At 36.7% G+C, this 17,670-nt stretch carries 10 protein-coding genes; 5 read left to right on the plus strand and 5 right to left on the minus strand.

Annotated elements, in window-relative coordinates:
* Nucleotides 1–176 precede the first annotated feature (176 nt).
* Nucleotides 177–2,591 carry a TonB-dependent receptor domain-containing protein gene (locus ACSVH9_RS00205; protein ID WP_438061960.1) on the minus strand — a complete coding sequence of 805 codons (2,415 nt, stop codon included), beginning with the start codon at nt 2,589–2,591 and terminating at the stop codon, nt 177–179.
* A 342-nt stretch (nt 2,592–2,933) separates the two neighbouring features.
* Here ACSVH9_RS00205 and argS point away from each other — a divergent pair, with 342 nt between their 5' ends.
* The 4 genes from argS (at nt 2,934) to ACSVH9_RS00225 (ending at nt 9,323) form a co-directional block, all read left to right on the plus strand.
* Nucleotides 2,934–4,712, plus strand: a complete 1,779-nt coding sequence (argS, locus tag ACSVH9_RS00210) for an arginine--tRNA ligase (protein WP_438061961.1) — start codon at nt 2,934–2,936, stop codon at nt 4,710–4,712.
* 30 nt (nt 4,713–4,742) lie between these two features.
* Complete coding sequence (locus tag ACSVH9_RS00215; protein ID WP_438061962.1) at nt 4,743–6,221, plus strand: SGNH/GDSL hydrolase family protein; 1,479 nt, start codon at nt 4,743–4,745, stop codon at nt 6,219–6,221.
* Nucleotides 6,222–6,288: 67 nt separating this feature from the next.
* The gene (locus ACSVH9_RS00220; protein ID WP_438061963.1) at nt 6,289–7,617 is read left to right on the plus strand and encodes a GDSL-type esterase/lipase family protein; all 1,329 of its coding nucleotides are present in this window, start codon (nt 6,289–6,291) and stop codon (nt 7,615–7,617) included.
* A gap of 8 nt (nt 7,618–7,625) precedes the next feature.
* Complete coding sequence (locus ACSVH9_RS00225; protein WP_438061964.1) at nt 7,626–9,323, plus strand: MBOAT family O-acyltransferase; 1,698 nt, start codon at nt 7,626–7,628, stop codon at nt 9,321–9,323.
* Nucleotides 9,324–9,545: 222 nt separating this feature from the next.
* Here ACSVH9_RS00225 and ACSVH9_RS00230 read toward each other — a convergent pair whose 3' ends face one another.
* The 4 genes from ACSVH9_RS00230 to ACSVH9_RS00245 all read right to left on the minus strand — a co-directional run bounded on the left by ACSVH9_RS00230 (nt 9,546) and on the right by ACSVH9_RS00245 (nt 15,707).
* Nucleotides 9,546–10,973, minus strand: coding sequence for a TolC family protein (locus ACSVH9_RS00230; RefSeq protein ID WP_438061965.1), 1,428 nt, complete (start codon nt 10,971–10,973; stop codon nt 9,546–9,548).
* Nucleotides 10,974–11,006: 33 nt separating this feature from the next.
* On the minus strand, nt 11,007–14,129 hold the full coding sequence (locus ACSVH9_RS00235) for an efflux RND transporter permease subunit (RefSeq protein ID WP_438061966.1): 3,123 nt from the start codon (nt 14,127–14,129) through the stop codon (nt 11,007–11,009).
* A 28-nt stretch (nt 14,130–14,157) separates the two neighbouring features.
* Nucleotides 14,158–15,270, minus strand: a complete 1,113-nt coding sequence (locus tag ACSVH9_RS00240; RefSeq protein ID WP_438061967.1) for an efflux RND transporter periplasmic adaptor subunit — start codon at nt 15,268–15,270, stop codon at nt 14,158–14,160.
* Between the two features lie 101 nt (nt 15,271–15,371).
* Entirely contained in the window at nt 15,372–15,707 is a 336-nt protein-coding gene (locus ACSVH9_RS00245) for a hypothetical protein (RefSeq protein WP_438061968.1), read from the minus strand.
* 518 nt (nt 15,708–16,225) lie between these two features.
* Between ACSVH9_RS00245 and ffh the strand changes: the two genes are divergently transcribed.
* Nucleotides 16,226–17,584, plus strand: coding sequence for a signal recognition particle protein (gene ffh / locus ACSVH9_RS00250; protein ID WP_300976866.1), 1,359 nt, complete (start codon nt 16,226–16,228; stop codon nt 17,582–17,584).
* The last annotated feature ends 86 nt before the right edge of the window (nt 17,585–17,670 follow it).

Below are 17,670 nucleotides of genomic sequence, written 5' to 3' on the forward strand. Positions count from 1 at the left end.
AAGAACCCCTAGAGTTGGCAGTCTCTAGGGGTTCTTTTTCTACAAGTTATACCTAACGATAAGATATAAACTCAAAAAAAATCTGGTATAATGCCGATATAGTATGAAAATAGTTCAATTTTTATTGGACTATATTGAAGACATAATCGGTATAAAAAATAAAGATTGAATTGGGATTAAAACATACCTCCGCCTCCTTTATTCGTATTGTCATCTCTTTGTTTGCGTTGTAAACTTTTGTTTTTTCCGCCACCAAAACCGTAGGTTACACCCAAGTATACTGTTCGGCTTTCCCAAGTAAATTCTCCAGTTTGTGGATAAGGATATTCAGCATCGAAAGCATAACGCATAGTGTTGAACATATCGTTGAAACGCACACTAATGTTCATTTTGTTGTTTAGCAAAGTATAGCGAACACCGCTGTCAATTTTGTACATTTCTTTGCTGTTGTTTTGCAATCCATCCACACTTCCTCTGTAGAATCCGAAAAGTAAAAAGCTCAAGCGCTTGTTGGCTTTGAAGTTAGAATTCAATCGACCGTTGAAAGCTGAAACAGTCACATTTCTATTAAAAGGTTCGCTCTTGTTGGTAGTTTCGTTAATTCTAAAAACTACTCCTTGTTGTTTGATGCTTGAGAAATCAATAGCTGGTTGTATGTCCCACCATTTGGTGATTTTATAATTGGCAGACACTTCAAATCCGAAAGCTGTATTGTTGTCGAAGTTGGTGTAGGACAAAATTTGGCTTTGGCCACTAAGGTCATTTTCATCAGGTGACAAGATACGGCTGATTTGGTCGTTGATGCTTCTAAGGAATACGCCTGCGGTAATGCTACCTTTTTCTAATACTTTGGTATAGTTTACTTCAATTGAGTTGGTAAATTGTGGACGTAATTTTTGATTACCTAAAGAAGTAACCAAAGGAGTTGCAAATTCACGGATAGGTTTGGTTTGTTCTAAGCTTGGACGGTCTACACGACGGCTATAGCTCAATTGCAAGGTGTTTTTCTCATTCAAATTATAAGTCAAATAAGCAGAAGGATAAACAGTAATGTAATCGTCATCAAAGGTGGTTTTTCCTCTGTTTAGGTTAGCAGCTACTTTGTAACTTTCAAAACGAGCCCCTATTTGGTAACTAATCTTTTTGAATTTTTGACCAAAAGTGGCATAGGCAGAATAAATATCAATATCGTACGTGTAATTCGATTGTTGGTCGGCTGGAGCAACTAATGGATTTCCGGTGCTATAATTGTTCTCTGTTCTTGTGATTCTGGCTTCGGCACCAGCTTCAAGTGTTGATTTTTCGTCGATTGGATTAACGTAATCAATGTTGAACGTGCTTAGTTTTTGAGCGTCTTTGATATTGTCTTTGAAAAAAACAGTGCTGTTGGAATTGTTAGTCGTAGTCGTTTCGGTATCAAAACTAGCTCTTTGGGTTTCTTTGTAATCGTTAAAGTTGGCTTCTACATCTAGCGTGTGGCCTTCTTTTTTGAAAATATGTTTGTACGCCAAGTTGTAAGTTCCTGTTTGATTAGGTCCTTCGTAAGTAGATTTTTGCAGAATTCTGTCAATCGTTCCTCCGTTGTTGTAGTCAATATTGGTGTTTACATTACCTGTTCCATCCGCTTTGTTTTGGGTGGTGTAAAAAGACAAGGTATTGTGGTCGTTGATTAAATAATCCATTCCCACTTTGTATAAAAATGAATCATTTTCATTCGATACATCTAATCGTTGCACTAGGTCTTGGTCCAATCTTGAGATTTTCCCATCGTTGAAATAAGTACCAAAGTTGCGTCCTCCGTTACCAAAGAAATTCACTTTGCCTACTTTGTAATTCATATCCAAAGATTGGTTGTATTTGGCAGTTTCACCAAAGGTAATTCCACAACTAAAACTTCCGTTAAAACCAGTATTGGCATTTTTGTGCAAGATAATATTGATGATGCCCGACATTCCTTCAGGATTGTATTTGGCACTAGGATTGGTAATCAATTCTATTTTTTTGATAGAAGTCGATGGGATTTGTTTTAACAATTGCGCTGGGTCAATGTTGGTCGGTCTGCCGTCAATTAAGACACGCACATTTTCATTGCCACGCAACGATAATTTTCCGTCTTGGTCCACATTTACTGAGGGAATATTGTTCATAATGTCAGAAGCCGATGCACCTGCCGTGGTCAAATCTTTTCCGACAGTGATTACTTTTCGGTCGATTTTTTGTTCAATAGTAGAGCGTTCGCTTACGATGTTTACGCCTTTCAATTGCGTCGCTTCTTCTTCTAAGCTAACTTTAAAAGTAGCTTCTTTTTTGTTTTCACTTAAAATGGCTGAACCGATGTATTTTCTAAATCCGATGTATTGAATTTCGATAGTGTAGCTTTTTAAAGCCAAATTTTTAATGGTGAATTCACCATTGTCATCGGTGTTTGCGCCCGAGATAACTTTTCCGTTGTCTTTGATTGAAACGATAGCATAAGATATCGGAGCGTTTGAAGTTTTTTCAGTGATTTTTCCGGTGATTTTCCCAGAATTTTGTGCCGTTCCTATTCCAACGACGCATAGTAGTAGAAAGGTGATTAGTTTGATTTGCATGATTGATTGATTTTGATTGATGTTTTATTTAGACTGAAAAGCTTGCGATATGTTACAAGAAAAATTAAGAAATGTTTATTTTGAAACACGATTATTCCTTTTTTCTAGGCTTTTGAGGCTCATTTTGGTTAAACAATGTTTGGTTTTAATCGATTTTTAGTCAGGAGCTTATCGATAGAAAAGGATGGGGTGAACTCTTTTTTTGGAACCCTTTCAAAAAAAATAGAAAACACGCTCATTTTTTTGAACTACCTTAAGAAAAATCAAACAAATTCGTTGAGCAAGCGGTTTTCTAATTGCTAAATAAGCAGTATCTTTGCGCACTTTTAAAATACAGTATACATGTCATTACAACAGATTCTTACTCCGTCGATTCACAAAGCCGTTCAAACCTTGTTTGACGTAACTCTTGATAAAGTTGAATTTCAAGCGACTCGAAAAGAATTCGAAGGAGATATTACCTTAGTCATTTTTCCCTTATTGAAAGTAATCAAAAGTAATCCGGTAGAGTTAGGAAACAAAATAGGAACTTATTTGGTAGAAAACGTAGCCGAAGTGGCTCGTTTTAACGTAGTATCTGGTTTTTTGAATATTGTCATTGCCGATGCCTACTATTTGAATTTCTTCAACGGAATCAAAGACGACACCCGTTATGGTTTTGTAACGCCAAGTCCAGATGCGAAAGCGGTAATGGTAGAATATTCTTCGCCCAACACCAACAAACCTTTGCATTTAGGGCACGTTAGAAACAATCTGTTGGGGTATTCTGTTGCTGAAATTATCAAAGCCTCTGGAAAAAAAGTATACAAAACACAAATCATCAACGATAGAGGAATCCATATTTGTAAGTCGATGTTGGCTTGGCAAAAATTTGGAAACGGCGCCACTCCAGAAAGCACAGGCTTGAAAGGAGATAAATTGGTGGGGAATTATTACGTGGCTTTTGATAAAGCGTACAAAGAAGAAATCAATCAATTAATGGCTGAAGGTAAAACCGAAGAAGAAGCAAAAAAACAAGCGCCTATTCTTTTGGAAGCCCAAGAAATGCTATTGAAATGGGAAGCGGGTGATGCTGCCGTAAAAGCCTTGTGGAGCACAATGAATCAATGGGTGTATGATGGTTTTGCGACTACTTACAAAAACTTAGGAGTTGATTTTGATAGTTATTACTACGAAAGCAATACCTATTTGCTAGGAAAAGACGTAGTGCAAGTAGGATTAGATAAAGGTATTTTCGAGAGAGACCCTGATGGTTCGGTTTGGATTGACTTGACTGATGAAGGTTTGGACCGTAAGATTGTTTTGCGTTCAGACGGGACAGCGGTTTATATGACGCAAGACATTGGAACAGCCATTCAGCGTGTAAAAGACATGTCTGATGTAGGAGGAATGGTGTACACAGTAGGAAACGAACAAGATTACCACTTCAAAGTATTGTTTTTGATATTGAAAAAACTAGGTTTTGACTGGGCTTCTAGCTTGTATCACCTTTCGTACGGAATGGTAGATTTGCCTTCTGGAAAAATGAAAAGTCGTGAAGGAACTGTTGTAGATGCCGATGACTTGATGCAAGAAATGACCGATACCGCTCAAAAAATTGCAGAAGATTTAGGGAAATTAGACGAATATTCAGCCGAAGAAAAGGCTGCTTTATATAGCACCATTGGATTAGGAGCTTTGAAATATTACATTCTAAAAGTTGACCCTAAAAAGCGCATTTTGTTTAACCCAGAAGAATCTGTAGATTTTGCTGGAAATACAGGTCCGTTCATTCAATATACTTATGCCAGAATCCAGTCGATTATTCGTAAAGCGGCTTTTGATTTTTCAGCGCCAAGTGCTCTAAACGAATTGAATGAAAAAGAAAAAGAACTCATCAAACAATTAGAATTGTTCCCAGAAGTGATTCAGAATGGAGCTCAATATCATAGTCCAGCATTGATTGCTAATTATACGTATGAGTTGGTTAGAGAGTACAACTCGTTCTACCAAGCGGTTTCTATTTTAGGAGAAGAAGATTTGCAAAAGAAAGTCTTCAGAGTACAATTGTCTAAAAAAGTAGCCGATACGATTGCGGCAGCTTTTAGTTTGTTGGGAATCAATGTTCCAGAACGTATGTAATTTTAATCGTAAAAACCAAAAGACATTCTTGTGAATACACCAAAATCGTATTTTCTTCGCTCTTTTCTGATTATCCTAATGGCTGCTTGCTTTTTCTTAGGATTAAAAGAAGTGTTGCCAAAAAAAATATTTGCAGCGGCCAAAGGTCCTTCTAAAAATGTATTGATTGACAGTATGTTGATTGATGCTTTTGAGTCGGAGCCCGACAGTGTAGCGATTACGCCCAATGATACGATGTCCGATCAAAAAATTGTTTTTGAGGAGTCCTTTGGCGTAACTTTTCCTGAAGAATCAATGGATAGTTACAAGGGATATCAGTATTTGATTCCTTTTTACGAACGATTGTATCGATTAGAAACCAATCAAAATGGTAAAGTTCGTATCGCTTATTTTGGTGATTCTATGACCGATGGCGATATGATTGTGCAAGATGTTCGTTCGGCATTTCAAAATAATTTTGGTGGAAAAGGGGTTGGTTTTGTTTCAATTACTTCAGAGTCTGCAGCTTCTAGAGGTTCTGTGTTGCACCAGTTTTCTGAAAATTGGAAAATGCAATCGTATCTGAATGTGAAAAATCCAATTCGTCCTTTTGGAGTAAATGGTCACGTATTTTTTGCCAATGATACCAATAAAGATATTTGGGTGAAATTTGGCGCTGGTAGAGCTAGAAATACAGCCTCTTTAGATAATCCTACTTTGTTTTACGGAAGTTCCTCCAATACTTCGGGTTACATAAGTTACCAACTCGAAAAAGACACCATCAATAAAAGTTTGACAGCTAATAATTTGCTTAATACGATTGTGTTGAAAAATGGCAATATGAAAGCGCTAAAGGTGAATTTCAAAAACGCGCAATCGGTTCCAGTATATGGGTTTAATTTTGATGACGGAAAAGGGGTTCACGTTGATAATTTTTCACAACGTGGAAATTCTGGAATTCCTATTTCAAAGTTTGATCCCGCTTTGATGCAAGCTTTTCAAAAGAAATTAAACTATAATTTAATCGTTTTGCATTACGGTACAAACGTCTTGAATTATGGTACAAAAGATTACAATTGGTACGCCAGAAGTATGACTAAAACCGTAAATCGTTTACGAGAAGGTTTTCCGGGAGCTTCGATTTTGATTGTTTCAACTGCTGATAAAGCTTCGAAATACAAAACCGAAATGAAAACCGATTCGGCTGTAGTGCCTTTGACTAATGCTCAGCGCAACTATGCCCTCAAAACCCAATCCGGATTTGTGAATTTGTACACGCTAATGGGCGGAGATGGCTCAATGGTAAAATGGGTTGAGCAAGAACCCGCTATGGCCAATAAAGATTATACGCATTTCAATATGAGAGGGTCTAAAAAGGTAGCAGGGATGATTTATGACCAAATTATGAATGGCTATCAGGAATACAAAAGATTGCGTAGAACAATAAAAACCGTAAAACCGGTAGCTCCTAAGGATAGCGTCATAGCGCAACCCGTTGTTCCTAAAACAGAAGAAACCGATGAGAACTAAATTCCTTTTTTTCTTTTGCTTTGTAGTCTTTAAAATGTTTTCTCAAAACACGCTTTTACCTGTGCTTATGTCAATATCATCTGTTAACGAAATGGTGGATCCTGAATTCTATCCAAGAGGAATTCAGAACACGGAGCGACTTACGACATTTTTTACCAAATTAAAAGTGTTGCAAAGTACCCAAAAGGGAAAATTGAATATTGTCCACATTGGGGATTCTCATATTCAAGGGGATGTAATGACGGCAGTTTGTAGAAACAATTTGCAAAAGAATTTTGGGAATGCTGGTCGTGGTTTGGTGTTTCCTTATACACTTGCGCATACGAATGGCTCTCCAGATGTCCGTTTTTCATCAAATGTAAAATGGACGAATCACCGCAATATCTTGCCTTTGAACGGAAGCCCAGTCGGTATAAGCGGTATTTCGTTGACTAGTAAATCAAAAAGTTTGCGTCTTACGTTACAGGTAAAAAACAAAGACTATTTTTTTAATACTTTAAAAATAATCACCCCAAACAACGAATCCCTTTTTGAAAGAGCGGGTGAGGTTGAAAAAACGGTTACAATCAAGACAGTACCCAAGAAGGTCGTTCATACCATTAAAAAAGGCGAAACGCTTTCTACCATTGCGGATCATTACAACGTAAGTACGGCAAAACTTAAAAAAGAAAACAAACTCACAAGTACTAAAATTACGGCGGGTAAGACATTAAAAATTCCTACCAACCAAACCAGTGAGAAATCGGTAGTAAAGACAAAGTATCATTCTGAATCTTTTGAAGAAGATATGAATTATCATTTTTTTGAGTCCGAAAAACCATTAGATCGTTTTGTTCTTTTGCCAAATGAAGAAGCTCCCTTGTATGCCTTGAATGGAGTGGTTTTAGAAAGTAACAACCCCGGAATTATCTATCATAATATTGGTGTAAATGGCGCTAAATACTCTGATTACAATAAATATCCGCTGTTTTTTGATCAGTTAAAAGCCCTGCAACCCGATTTGATTATTGTGTCTTTGGGAACCAATGAATCCTATGGTAAAATCACACCATTGGATTATCTAAGACAAGTACAGGAATTTTTATTGAAAGTTAGAGCACAAAATCCAGAAGCAGATGTTTTGATTATTACGCCACCGCCATCATTTTTGCCTCATCATCGTCTTAACACTTATGTAGATGAATATGCTAAGAGTTTGGTGAGTTATGCAACCTTAGGACAATACGCAGTTTGGGATTTGTTCCAGACGTTAGGCGGAATGCACGGCGTTAGTAAAATTTATGGCAAAGGATTAATGAATCCAGACCGGGTACACTATACGACTAACGGGTATCAGCTACAAGGAAATATGCTGTCGAATGTGTTGCTGAATGCTTTTAAAGAATTTAATAAATAAACTAGATTGTGATTACTATTACAGATATAACAAATTGGTTAAAAACCACTTTTGGTACTATTGATGCAGCTCAAGTGAATGAATGGATTACGTTCAATCCCAAAGAGCCTATTCTTTTTAATACCGCTTTTTTCTTAGGATTGTTTTTATTGTTCTATCCAATTTATATTCTTACGACCAAAGCCAAAACAAGGGTGTACCGACACATTTATGTTTTTGCTTTCTCGTTGTTCTTTTATTATAAATCCAGCGGAATCTATTTTTGCCTCTTGTTGTTTTCTGGTTTGGTCGATTATACGTTGGCTAAATTTCTTTATGAAGAAACTAAAGAAGGCTATCGTAAATTCTTTTTGATTCTTAGTATCATTTTCAATTTGTCTTTTTTAGGCTATTTCAAATATTCTAATTTCTTAATCGACAATTATAATCAGCTATTCGAAGGTCAAATCCATTTTATCGATGTGATTTTGCCAGTTGGAATTTCGTTCTATACCTTTCAATCGATGAGTTATATCATCGATATTTATAGACGAGAATTAGAACCAACAAAAAATATGTTGGATTATATGTTTTTCGTGTCCTTCTTTCCACAGTTGGTAGCGGGGCCTATCGTTCGTGCTTCGGAGTTTATTCCGCAAATTTATAGCAAGATTCAATTGTCTCGCGCCGATTTTGACTCAGCCGTATTTCTTATTATGGGCGGTTTAATCAAGAAAACCGTCATTTCAGACTATATCTCTTTGAACTTTGTGGACCGTGTATTCGATGCGCCCAAAAGTTATACCGCCTTCGAAAACCTAATGGCATCGTATGGCTACACGATTCAGATTTATTGTGACTTTTCAGGTTATTCCGATATGGCTATCGGGATTGCTTTATTGATGGGTTTCAAATTGTCAGTCAATTTTAGAACCCCTTATCAATCGGCTTCTATCACCGAGTTTTGGAGAAGATGGCATATTTCCTTGTCGACTTGGTTGCGTGATTACTTATACATTTCCGTAGGAGGAAACCGTCGTGGGAGTTTTGGAGGGTTTTTATTTCCCTCGTTGTTCTTTGCTGGTTTGATTGCTTGGGCAACTTGGTATTATCCAGTGAGTCCAATTCCGTTGGTGATTGCTATTGCTTCTCTTTTTGTTTTCTGTTTGACATTCTTATTGGCCAAAGACAAGAAAAGAACTATGTTTACCAATGTGAACTTAATGACTACGATGTTGCTAGGTGGTTTTTGGCACGGCGCAAGTTTGAAATTTATTATTTGGGGTGCTTTACACGGCATTGCTTTGGCGGTTAATAAATTGTTTTCGGATTATTTTCCTTCTTCCAAAGATTCTAAATTCACGTTTTGGAAAGCCATCACAACAGCTATTTCGGTATTAGTTACGTTTCATTTTGTAGTTTTCTGTTGGATATTTTTTAGAGCCAAAGATTTCTCTGTGGCCTTAGATATGATTACTTCAATTGGGGAATTACAATTCAATTGGGAACAATGGGCGATAGTTATTTCAGGTTACGAAAATGTATTTATAATGATTGCCATTGGGTACGCGCTTCACTTTATCCCAGCCAAAATCACTCAAGGACTAAAAACAATTTTCGACAGGCTACCGATGCTTTTCAAAGCCCTAATTCTTGCGCTTACCTTCTGGTTGGTTGCTGCAATGGCATCAAGCGAATTAGTACCTTTTATTTATTTCCAGTTTTAATTTTTTAGGATTGTATCAGTTGCAACACTAGATTTAGCAATACTTGTCAAGTGTAAAAAAAATTGATTTATATAAAACTTCAGAAAGTACGTATCATTTTGTTCTGATGATTTTCTGGTTTTATCATATTATAACTGAACTCTTATTTAAGTTTAGTATAAAAACAACAAGGGCTTTAAGCCCTTGTTGTGTAAAGTAATATGACTAGCAGAATAAGTTTTACTAGTTTATTCCACCACCTAAAGCTTTGTATAAATTGATAATGGCTTGATGTTGTAGTTTTTTGGTAATGATGAGGTCAATTTTGGAGTCCAAAGCTATCCTTTGTGCCAATAGTACTTCCAAGTACGTTGCTCTACCTGATTTGAACAAATCGTTTGCAATTTCAGTTGATTGCGCATAGGAAGAAACCTCTTTGTTTTTTAATTCATAAAGCTCTTTCAAGTTTTTTACATTGGACACTTCATTGGACACTTCGATATAGCCGTTTAAAATTGTCTTTTGATAATTGAGTAATGCTTCAGTTTGACTCGCTTTCGTCGTATTAAATTGTGATTTAATAGCACTTCTGTTTAAGATGGGTGCTGTCATTCCTCCAAGAATAGTGTATGCTATTGATTGAGGAGATTGAAAAAGCAATCCAGTAGTAAAGGCTTGGAATCCAGCTATCCCAGTAATTGTAAAGTTAGGATAAAAGGCTGCTTTTGCTGCTTTCACATCACATTTAGCCGCAAGTAGCGTAAGTTCTGCTTGTCTGATATCGGGTCTATTTGTGAGTAATTGCGAGGGAATACCTAAGTTAACAATACTGGGGTCTAAGGTGTTGAATTTAGTTTTGTCACGAATTATAGTTTGCGGAAATTGACCACAAAGAAAATTAAGTTTATTTTCTACTACTGTAATTTGTTGCAGTATTTTAAATTCAAATCCTTTGGAATTATTGACTTGCCCTTCAAATTGTTTTACGGCCAATTCATTGAGTATGCCCGTTTGTTTTTTTACTCTAATGATATCAAGAGCAGCTTGTTGAAGCGCAATCGTTTCTCGAATAATATCGAGTTCATTGTCTAAGGCTAGTAAATCAAAGTAAGTCGAAGCGACCTCTGCAATTAATGCCGTTTGAATTGCATTTCTACCTTCTATAGAACTACTAAAGCGGGCAACTGCTGCTTTTTTATTAGAGCGAAGTTTCCCCCAAACATCAACTTCCCAGCTTGCATTGAAGCCCGCAAAGTAGTCAGGTAGGTTTTCTGGAACGACTCTTCCAGGTTGAATATCGGTACTGGCGTTTCCAGCGCCATCCATTGTATATAATCCAAATTTGCGTTGAGCGGCCGATAATCCTGCACTTAAAACAGGAAGCTGAGCTCCTTTAGTGAATTGAACTCCTGCACGAGCAATTTCAATTTTTTGAATCGCAATCTGCAAATCATAATTATTGTTGATGGCAGAGGTAATCAGTTTCTTTAGATTATCATCTTTATAAAATAGCTCCCACTTTACCCTCGCACTGTTAAGCGTGTCTTTTGATTCCAAATAAGTAGCGGGTAAAGGCGTAAGTTGTTGTTCCGCTACATTATTTGTTGTCTTGCATCCAAAAAGAACAAGGGTTATAATGAGGAAAAAAACGATTCTTTTGAATTGTAACATAATTGTTGAAGTTGATTCTTTAATGAATAAAATTTATTTTGCGGCTGTATTTTTATAAGTCAAACTTGCAAAAATGTAGTAAAGCCCCGGTATGATAAGGATTCCGAAAACGGTACCAAACAACATTCCTCCAGCAGCAGCTGTACCAATAGTTCTATTGCCTATGGCACCAGCACCCGAAGCAAGCATAAGTGGGAGCAAGCCTGCAATAAGTGCAAATGAAGTCATTAGAATAGGTCGCAAACGAGCTAAGGCTCCTTCTATGGCGGCCTGAAACGGAGTTAGTCCTTCTTTTTGTTTGAGAATGGCGAACTCAATAATTAATACGGCATTCTTTCCTAGTAATCCAATAAGCATTACCATAGCGACCTGAGCATAAATATTGTTTTCTAGACCCAATGCGACCAAGAGGAAAAATGCTCCAAATACTCCCGTTGGCAAAGATAAAATCACCGGCAGTGGCAAAAGAAAGCTTTCGTATTGTGCCGCTAACAAGAAATAAATAAATAGTAAACAAATAAGAAAGATATAAATAGCTTCATTACCAGCATTCGCTTGTTCTCGTGAAGAACCACCCCAGTCAAAACCGTATCCCTTTGGAAGTTTTTCACTTGCAACAGCTTTGACAGCAGCAATGGCTTGCCCACTACTGAAGCCCTCTTTTGGTTCACCGTTTAACATAGCTGCTGGGTACATATTGTAGCGAGTGATTTGTTCCGGGCCATATACTTTTTCAATGGATAAAAAGGAGGACATCGCAACCATTTCACCTTGAGAGTTCTTAGTATAAAGCTTTAAAATATCCTCAGGCTTTGTTCTGAACTCAGGAGAGGACTGCACCATAACTTTATACATTTGATTAAATCTGATAAAATTGGTGGCATATTCACTTCCTAAATAGGTTTGTAGCGTATTCAGAATTTCGCTTATTACCACCCCTTTTTGCGCAGCTTTGGTATTGTCAATGTTTACAAGGAATTGGGGAAAGCTTGCATCAAAAGAAGAGAACGTGTTTTTTATTGCTTCATTTTTGTTCAATTCTAAGGCAAAATTTCGTGCTACTTCTTCTAATTTTTTCAAATCACTTTTGCCCGTTTTATCTAGAATTCGCAATTCAAATCCACTTGAGTTTCCATACCCAGGAACAGGAGGAGGGGTAAAAAATTCAATTTTACCATCTTTGATGTTTTTAGTGTCTTCTTTTAGCTTCTGGATTATTTCCTGGTCTGTCGTTCCTTTTCTTTCTTTCCAGCTTTTTAAGCTAATTAAGTTCATCCCGAATGACGCACCAGTTCCATCGGTAAGGAAATTGTAGCCTGCTAAGGTAGAAACAGAGGCAACACCTTCTATTTTTAAAGCAGCTTCTTGTATGGCATCTACTACTTTTTCAGAGCGTTCTAATGTGGCGCCTGAAGGAGTTGTGATACTTGCATAAATGGTTCCTTGGTCTTCATTTGGAATAAAACCGGTTGGTAAGAATTGTCCAATTCCAAAAGTTCCAACGCAAAATAAACCAAGCGCTAAGGTCGTTACTACACGTCTATTCACAACGTACTCAAGTATTTTTCGGTATCGTATTGCTACTGAATTATAGCGAGCGTTAAAGGCATCTATAAAGCGATTGATAATGGTGTTTTTGCGTTCTTGACCATGAGTGTTCTTTAGCATAAGAGCACACAAAGCGGGTGTCAATGTTAATGCAATAACACCTGAAAGAACAATTGCTATGGCCATTGTTACAGAAAACTGTCTGAAAAACACTCCTGATGGTCCCGGTAAAAAGGCTACCGGAATAAACACAGCAGACATCACTAAAGTAATCGCTATAATGGCTCCACCAATTTCTTTCATAGCACTTTCTGTAGCTTCTTTTGGATTGAGATGTTCTTCTTCCATTTTGGCGTGTACGGCTTCCACAACAACAATGGCATTGTCTACCACAATTCCAATGGCTAAAACCAATGCAAAAAGCGTGATTAGATTGATACTAAATCCAAAGAGTTGCATAAAGAAAAATGTACCGATTAGTGATACAGGAACTGCAATAGCAGGAATCAAAGTAGACCTAAAGTCTCCCAAGAAGATAAAAACGACTAAAGCAACCAATAGAAAAGCTTCTATCAGTGTATAAAGGACACCCTCAACAGACGCATTCAAAAAATTGGAAACATCATAACTATAGGTGTATGATATTCCTGCGGGAAAAGAGGACTTTAACTCGTCCATTTTATTTTTAATGTTTTCAATTACATCGCTTGCATTACTTCCCGGACGTTGTTTTAGAACAATTGCAGCAGATGGTTTTCCGTTTTCTTTGGATAAAACATCATAATCTAGTGAGCCAAATTCTACATCGGCTATGTCTTTCAAACGCAACAGTTCTCCTTGAAAATCACGTTTTATGATTACATTTTCATATTGTTCTTTGGTATTGTATTTTCCTGTATATTTTACTACATATTGTAGGGATTGTTCTATTTTTCCAGAGCTTTCGCCCACTTTCCCAGGGGCAGCTTCTATATTTTGCTGCTTAAGATTTTGAATGACTTCTTCGGTCGAAATATTATAAGCAGCCATTTTTACTGGGTTGAGCCAAACACGCATTGCATATTCTCGTTGCCCCATTATATCGGCATAACCCACTCCTTCAATTCGTTTTAGTTCTGGTATGATATTGATATCAGCAAAATTGAATAGGAATTTTTCATCAAGATTGGTGTCTGAACTTAATATGTTAAGATACAACAGCATACTGTTTTGTACCTTTTCAACAATTACTCCAGACTTAATTACTTCTTCGGGTAATTCATCCAGAACAGAAGAAACCCTATTTTGTACGTTGACAGCGGCAATTTCTGGGTCTGTCCCCGCTTTAAAGATGATGTTGATGACACTGGTTCCGTCGTTTCCTGATACAGACGACATATAAGCCATTCCAGGCACACCATTCACAGCACGTTCCAAAGTAGTTACTACTGCTTTTACACAGGCTTCAGCATTTGCTCCAGTATATTTAGTGGTAACCGTCACTTCTGGTGGAGCAATATCTGGGAATTGGGTCATAGGTAATTGTGTCAATGACAATACCCCTAAAAGAACAATAATTAATGAGATAACTATTGATAGTACAGGTCTATGTATAAATTTTGAGTACATTGTTTTGTTTTTTTAAAGTCTACAGACTTTATAGTTTTGAAATTAATTCTTGCATTCGTTTGGTTTCAGGGAATATTTTATCTCCTTCTTTTAAGTTCTGAATGCCTTCATATATAATTCTGTCCGATGTTTTTAATCCTGACTCGATTACATACAAGTGTTGAATGCGTTGTTTGATTTCAATATTTCTTGCGCGTACAATGTTGTTGTCATCTACGACATAAACGTATACTTTGTCTTGTATTTCAAAGGATGCTTTTTGAGGAATAAGCAAGGCTTTTTTTATAGTATTGGTCAGCTGAATTTTTCCACTTGACCCATGCTTTAATAGTAAATCAGGGTTTGGAAATTTAGCTCTAAAGGCTATATTTCCAGTTGTTTTGTCAAATTCTCCTTCAATCGTTTCAATGCTTCCTTTGTAAGCATGTGCTTTGTTATTGGCTAAGAGTAAAGTAATATCTGCTGCGTTATTCTCTTTTTTTTGCTCTTTAAACTGCAAGTATTCCTTTTCGGATACATTAAAATAAGCATAGACAGAGCTGTTATTGGATATTGTGGTAAGAAGCGTTCCCTCATTGATTAAACTTCCAATTTTGAAAGGAATTCGATTGATGACGCCGTCAAAAGGAGCTTTTATTTTTGTCAATGAAACTTGAATTTCTGCACTAGATTGATTCGCTCGGTATTCATCTATACGAGCTAAAGCGGCTGTATAAGCGGCTTGCGCTTTTTCTAATTCTGTTTTGGATACAATGTTTTTGTTGGCTAGTGTTTTAATGTTTTGCAAATCAAGTTCTGCAGTTTTTGCCTCAGCTAAAGCATTTTTTACCATAGCTTTCGCTTTAAGAACATCTTTTTGTAAAGTTTGACTACTTATGGTGAAAAGTAATTGTCCTGCTTTTACAGGTTTACCTTCATCAACGTATATTTTTTCGATGTAGCCATTAATTTTTGTTCTAATCTCAACATTTTGCAGGGATTGTATTTCTGCTACATGGTCTATCGTAAAAGTGGTGTCTACCAAAATAGGATTAGTAGTTGGGTATTTTTCTAAAGCGATTTTTTCACTTTTATTTGAGTTGCATGAGAAGGTAGTCCCAATAGCAATAACTAGGACAAAAATCAAAATAATTTTGTTCATTTTTATGAAAATTAAATAATAGTAAGTACAGTGTTTTTCTGTTACATTGACAAACCTTTCTTGGGAAGTACAATAAAACAGCTACTTAGTGTAATAATTATTTAATTTTCTGGAGGAGGAGGAACAATATCTTGGTAATACTGACGTGGCTCTATATGGATATAATTATCAGATATTTTTCTGAAATTGAAAGCCAATGGTAGTTGAAAATGAAAGGTAATAGGGAATAAGGACGTCTCGAAACTATCTTCTATTTCGTTTACTGAGTTTTGGTCACTATCGTCCGTTGTTTCAAATGGTAAGTTTGAGTTCGTATTTTTAGTGGTATTCGATACATCATTCAAAACAGATTGTTTGCTCTTTTGACTGCTTGATGAAATAGTCGAATAAGCCCCAGTACTGGCAAGTGCAGTAATGTCAACAAAGAGTAGTAGCATTATAAGCCATATCAATACTGAGCGCATATGAAGATACTTTTTTTCCATTATGAGCTGCAAATATATACGAATTCCTTAATGTGGTTTGCTATTTAAGAATATCTTAGGTATTTTTTAGTAAAACCATAAGACTTGTTTTTTAACTCTTTGTGTTTTCTTGAATTTGGTGGGTTACAGCAATGATTTTGAGTGAATTGGTACCTTTTGTTTATTTCCAATTCTAGCATACCATACTTTTTAGGAGCGGAGGCAATAGGCTTTTCTTGTAGACAGGTTTCCCGCTGTCCACTATATCTCCTGCCTTGTTTGGTCACAAGTCAGGAGGGTGCCGTTCCCATCGGGGCTAAAAAGTAAGCATAAAGCTTTTTTGGATTCATACCAAAAAGTAAAATTTAAGAAGCTGCTTTATAGTGGCTTTTTTGTTTTCAAAAACGCCTAAATTCTCCAAAGTTTAAAGTTCAAATCTTTGTGCCTCTAAACCTTTATAGTATATTTGCATCTCAAAAAAATAGAAAATTATGTTCGATAATTTAAGCGATAAGTTAGATAAAGCGTTCCATATTCTAAAAGGACACGGAAAAATCACCGAAGTCAATGTAGCCGATACCTTAAAAGAAGTTCGTCGTGCGTTGCTAGATGCCGATGTTAACTTTAAAATTGCCAAAGATTTTACAGCCAAAGTTAAAGAAAAAGCCATTGGTCAAGACGTATTAACGACCTTGCAACCAGGACAATTGTTGGTGAAATTGGTTAAAGACGAATTAACCGAATTAATGGGAGGCGATGTTGCTGGAATCAATTTGTCTGGTAATCCATCCGTTATTTTGATGTCAGGGTTACAAGGTTCTGGTAAAACTACCTTCTCTGGTAAATTAGCCAATTATCTTCAAACCAAAAAAAATAAAAAAGTACTGTTAGTTGCTTGTGATATTTATCGTCCAGCAGCGATTCAACAATTATATGTTGTTGGAGATTCTATAGCCGTTGAGGTGTATTCTGAACCAGAAAACAAAAATCCTGTAGAGATTGCACAAAATGCGATTAAGCACGCAAAATCCAACGGATTCAATGTGGTAATCGTAGATACCGCAGGTCGTTTGGCTGTGGATGAAGAGATGATGAACGAAATCGAACGCGTTCACAAAGCCATTCAGCCACAAGAAACCTTGTTTGTAGTCGATTCTATGACAGGTCAAGATGCCGTAAATACAGCAAAAACTTTCAACGATCGTCTAAACTTTGATGGAGTTATCTTAACGAAATTAGATGGTGATACTCGTGGTGGAGCAGCCTTGTCTATCAAGACTGTTGTAAACAAACCGATTAAGTTTGTAGGAACAGGAGAAAAAATGGATGCCATTGATGTATTCTACCCTGTTCGTATGGCAGAACGTATCCTTGGAATGGGAGACGTTGTTTCTTTGGTAGAGCGTGCTCAAGAGCAGTTCAACGAAGAAGAAGCCAGAAAATTACAAAAGAAAATTGCTAAAAATGAATTTGGTTTTGATGATTTCTTAACCCAAATTCAGCAAGTAAAGAAAATGGGTAATATGAAGGATTTGGTTGGAATGATACCAGGTGCTTCCAAAGCAATGAAAGATATCGAAATTGAAGACGATGCTTTCAAACATATTGAAGCCATCATCCATTCTATGACACCTGGAGAAAGAAGCAAACCAGCCCTAATCGACGCCAAACGTAAGATTAGAATCGCTAAAGGTTCTGGAACCAAAGTAGAGCAAGTCAATCAATTGATGAAGCAATTCGACCAAATGAGCAAAATGATGAAAATGATGCAAGGTCCAGGCGGAAAGAATTTAATGAAAATGATGGGTGGGATGAAAGGAATGCCGGGAATGCCAGGTATGCCTAGATAATAAAGAAATCAGTTTTCGGTATCCAAATTTTGATACTACAAATTGCCTAGTACCTATTGAGTATTTTAAAACAATCAACTACAAAC

This window comes from Flavobacterium sp. RSSB_23, assembly GCF_051547145.1.
Lineage (GTDB): Bacteria > Bacteroidota > Bacteroidia > Flavobacteriales > Flavobacteriaceae > Flavobacterium.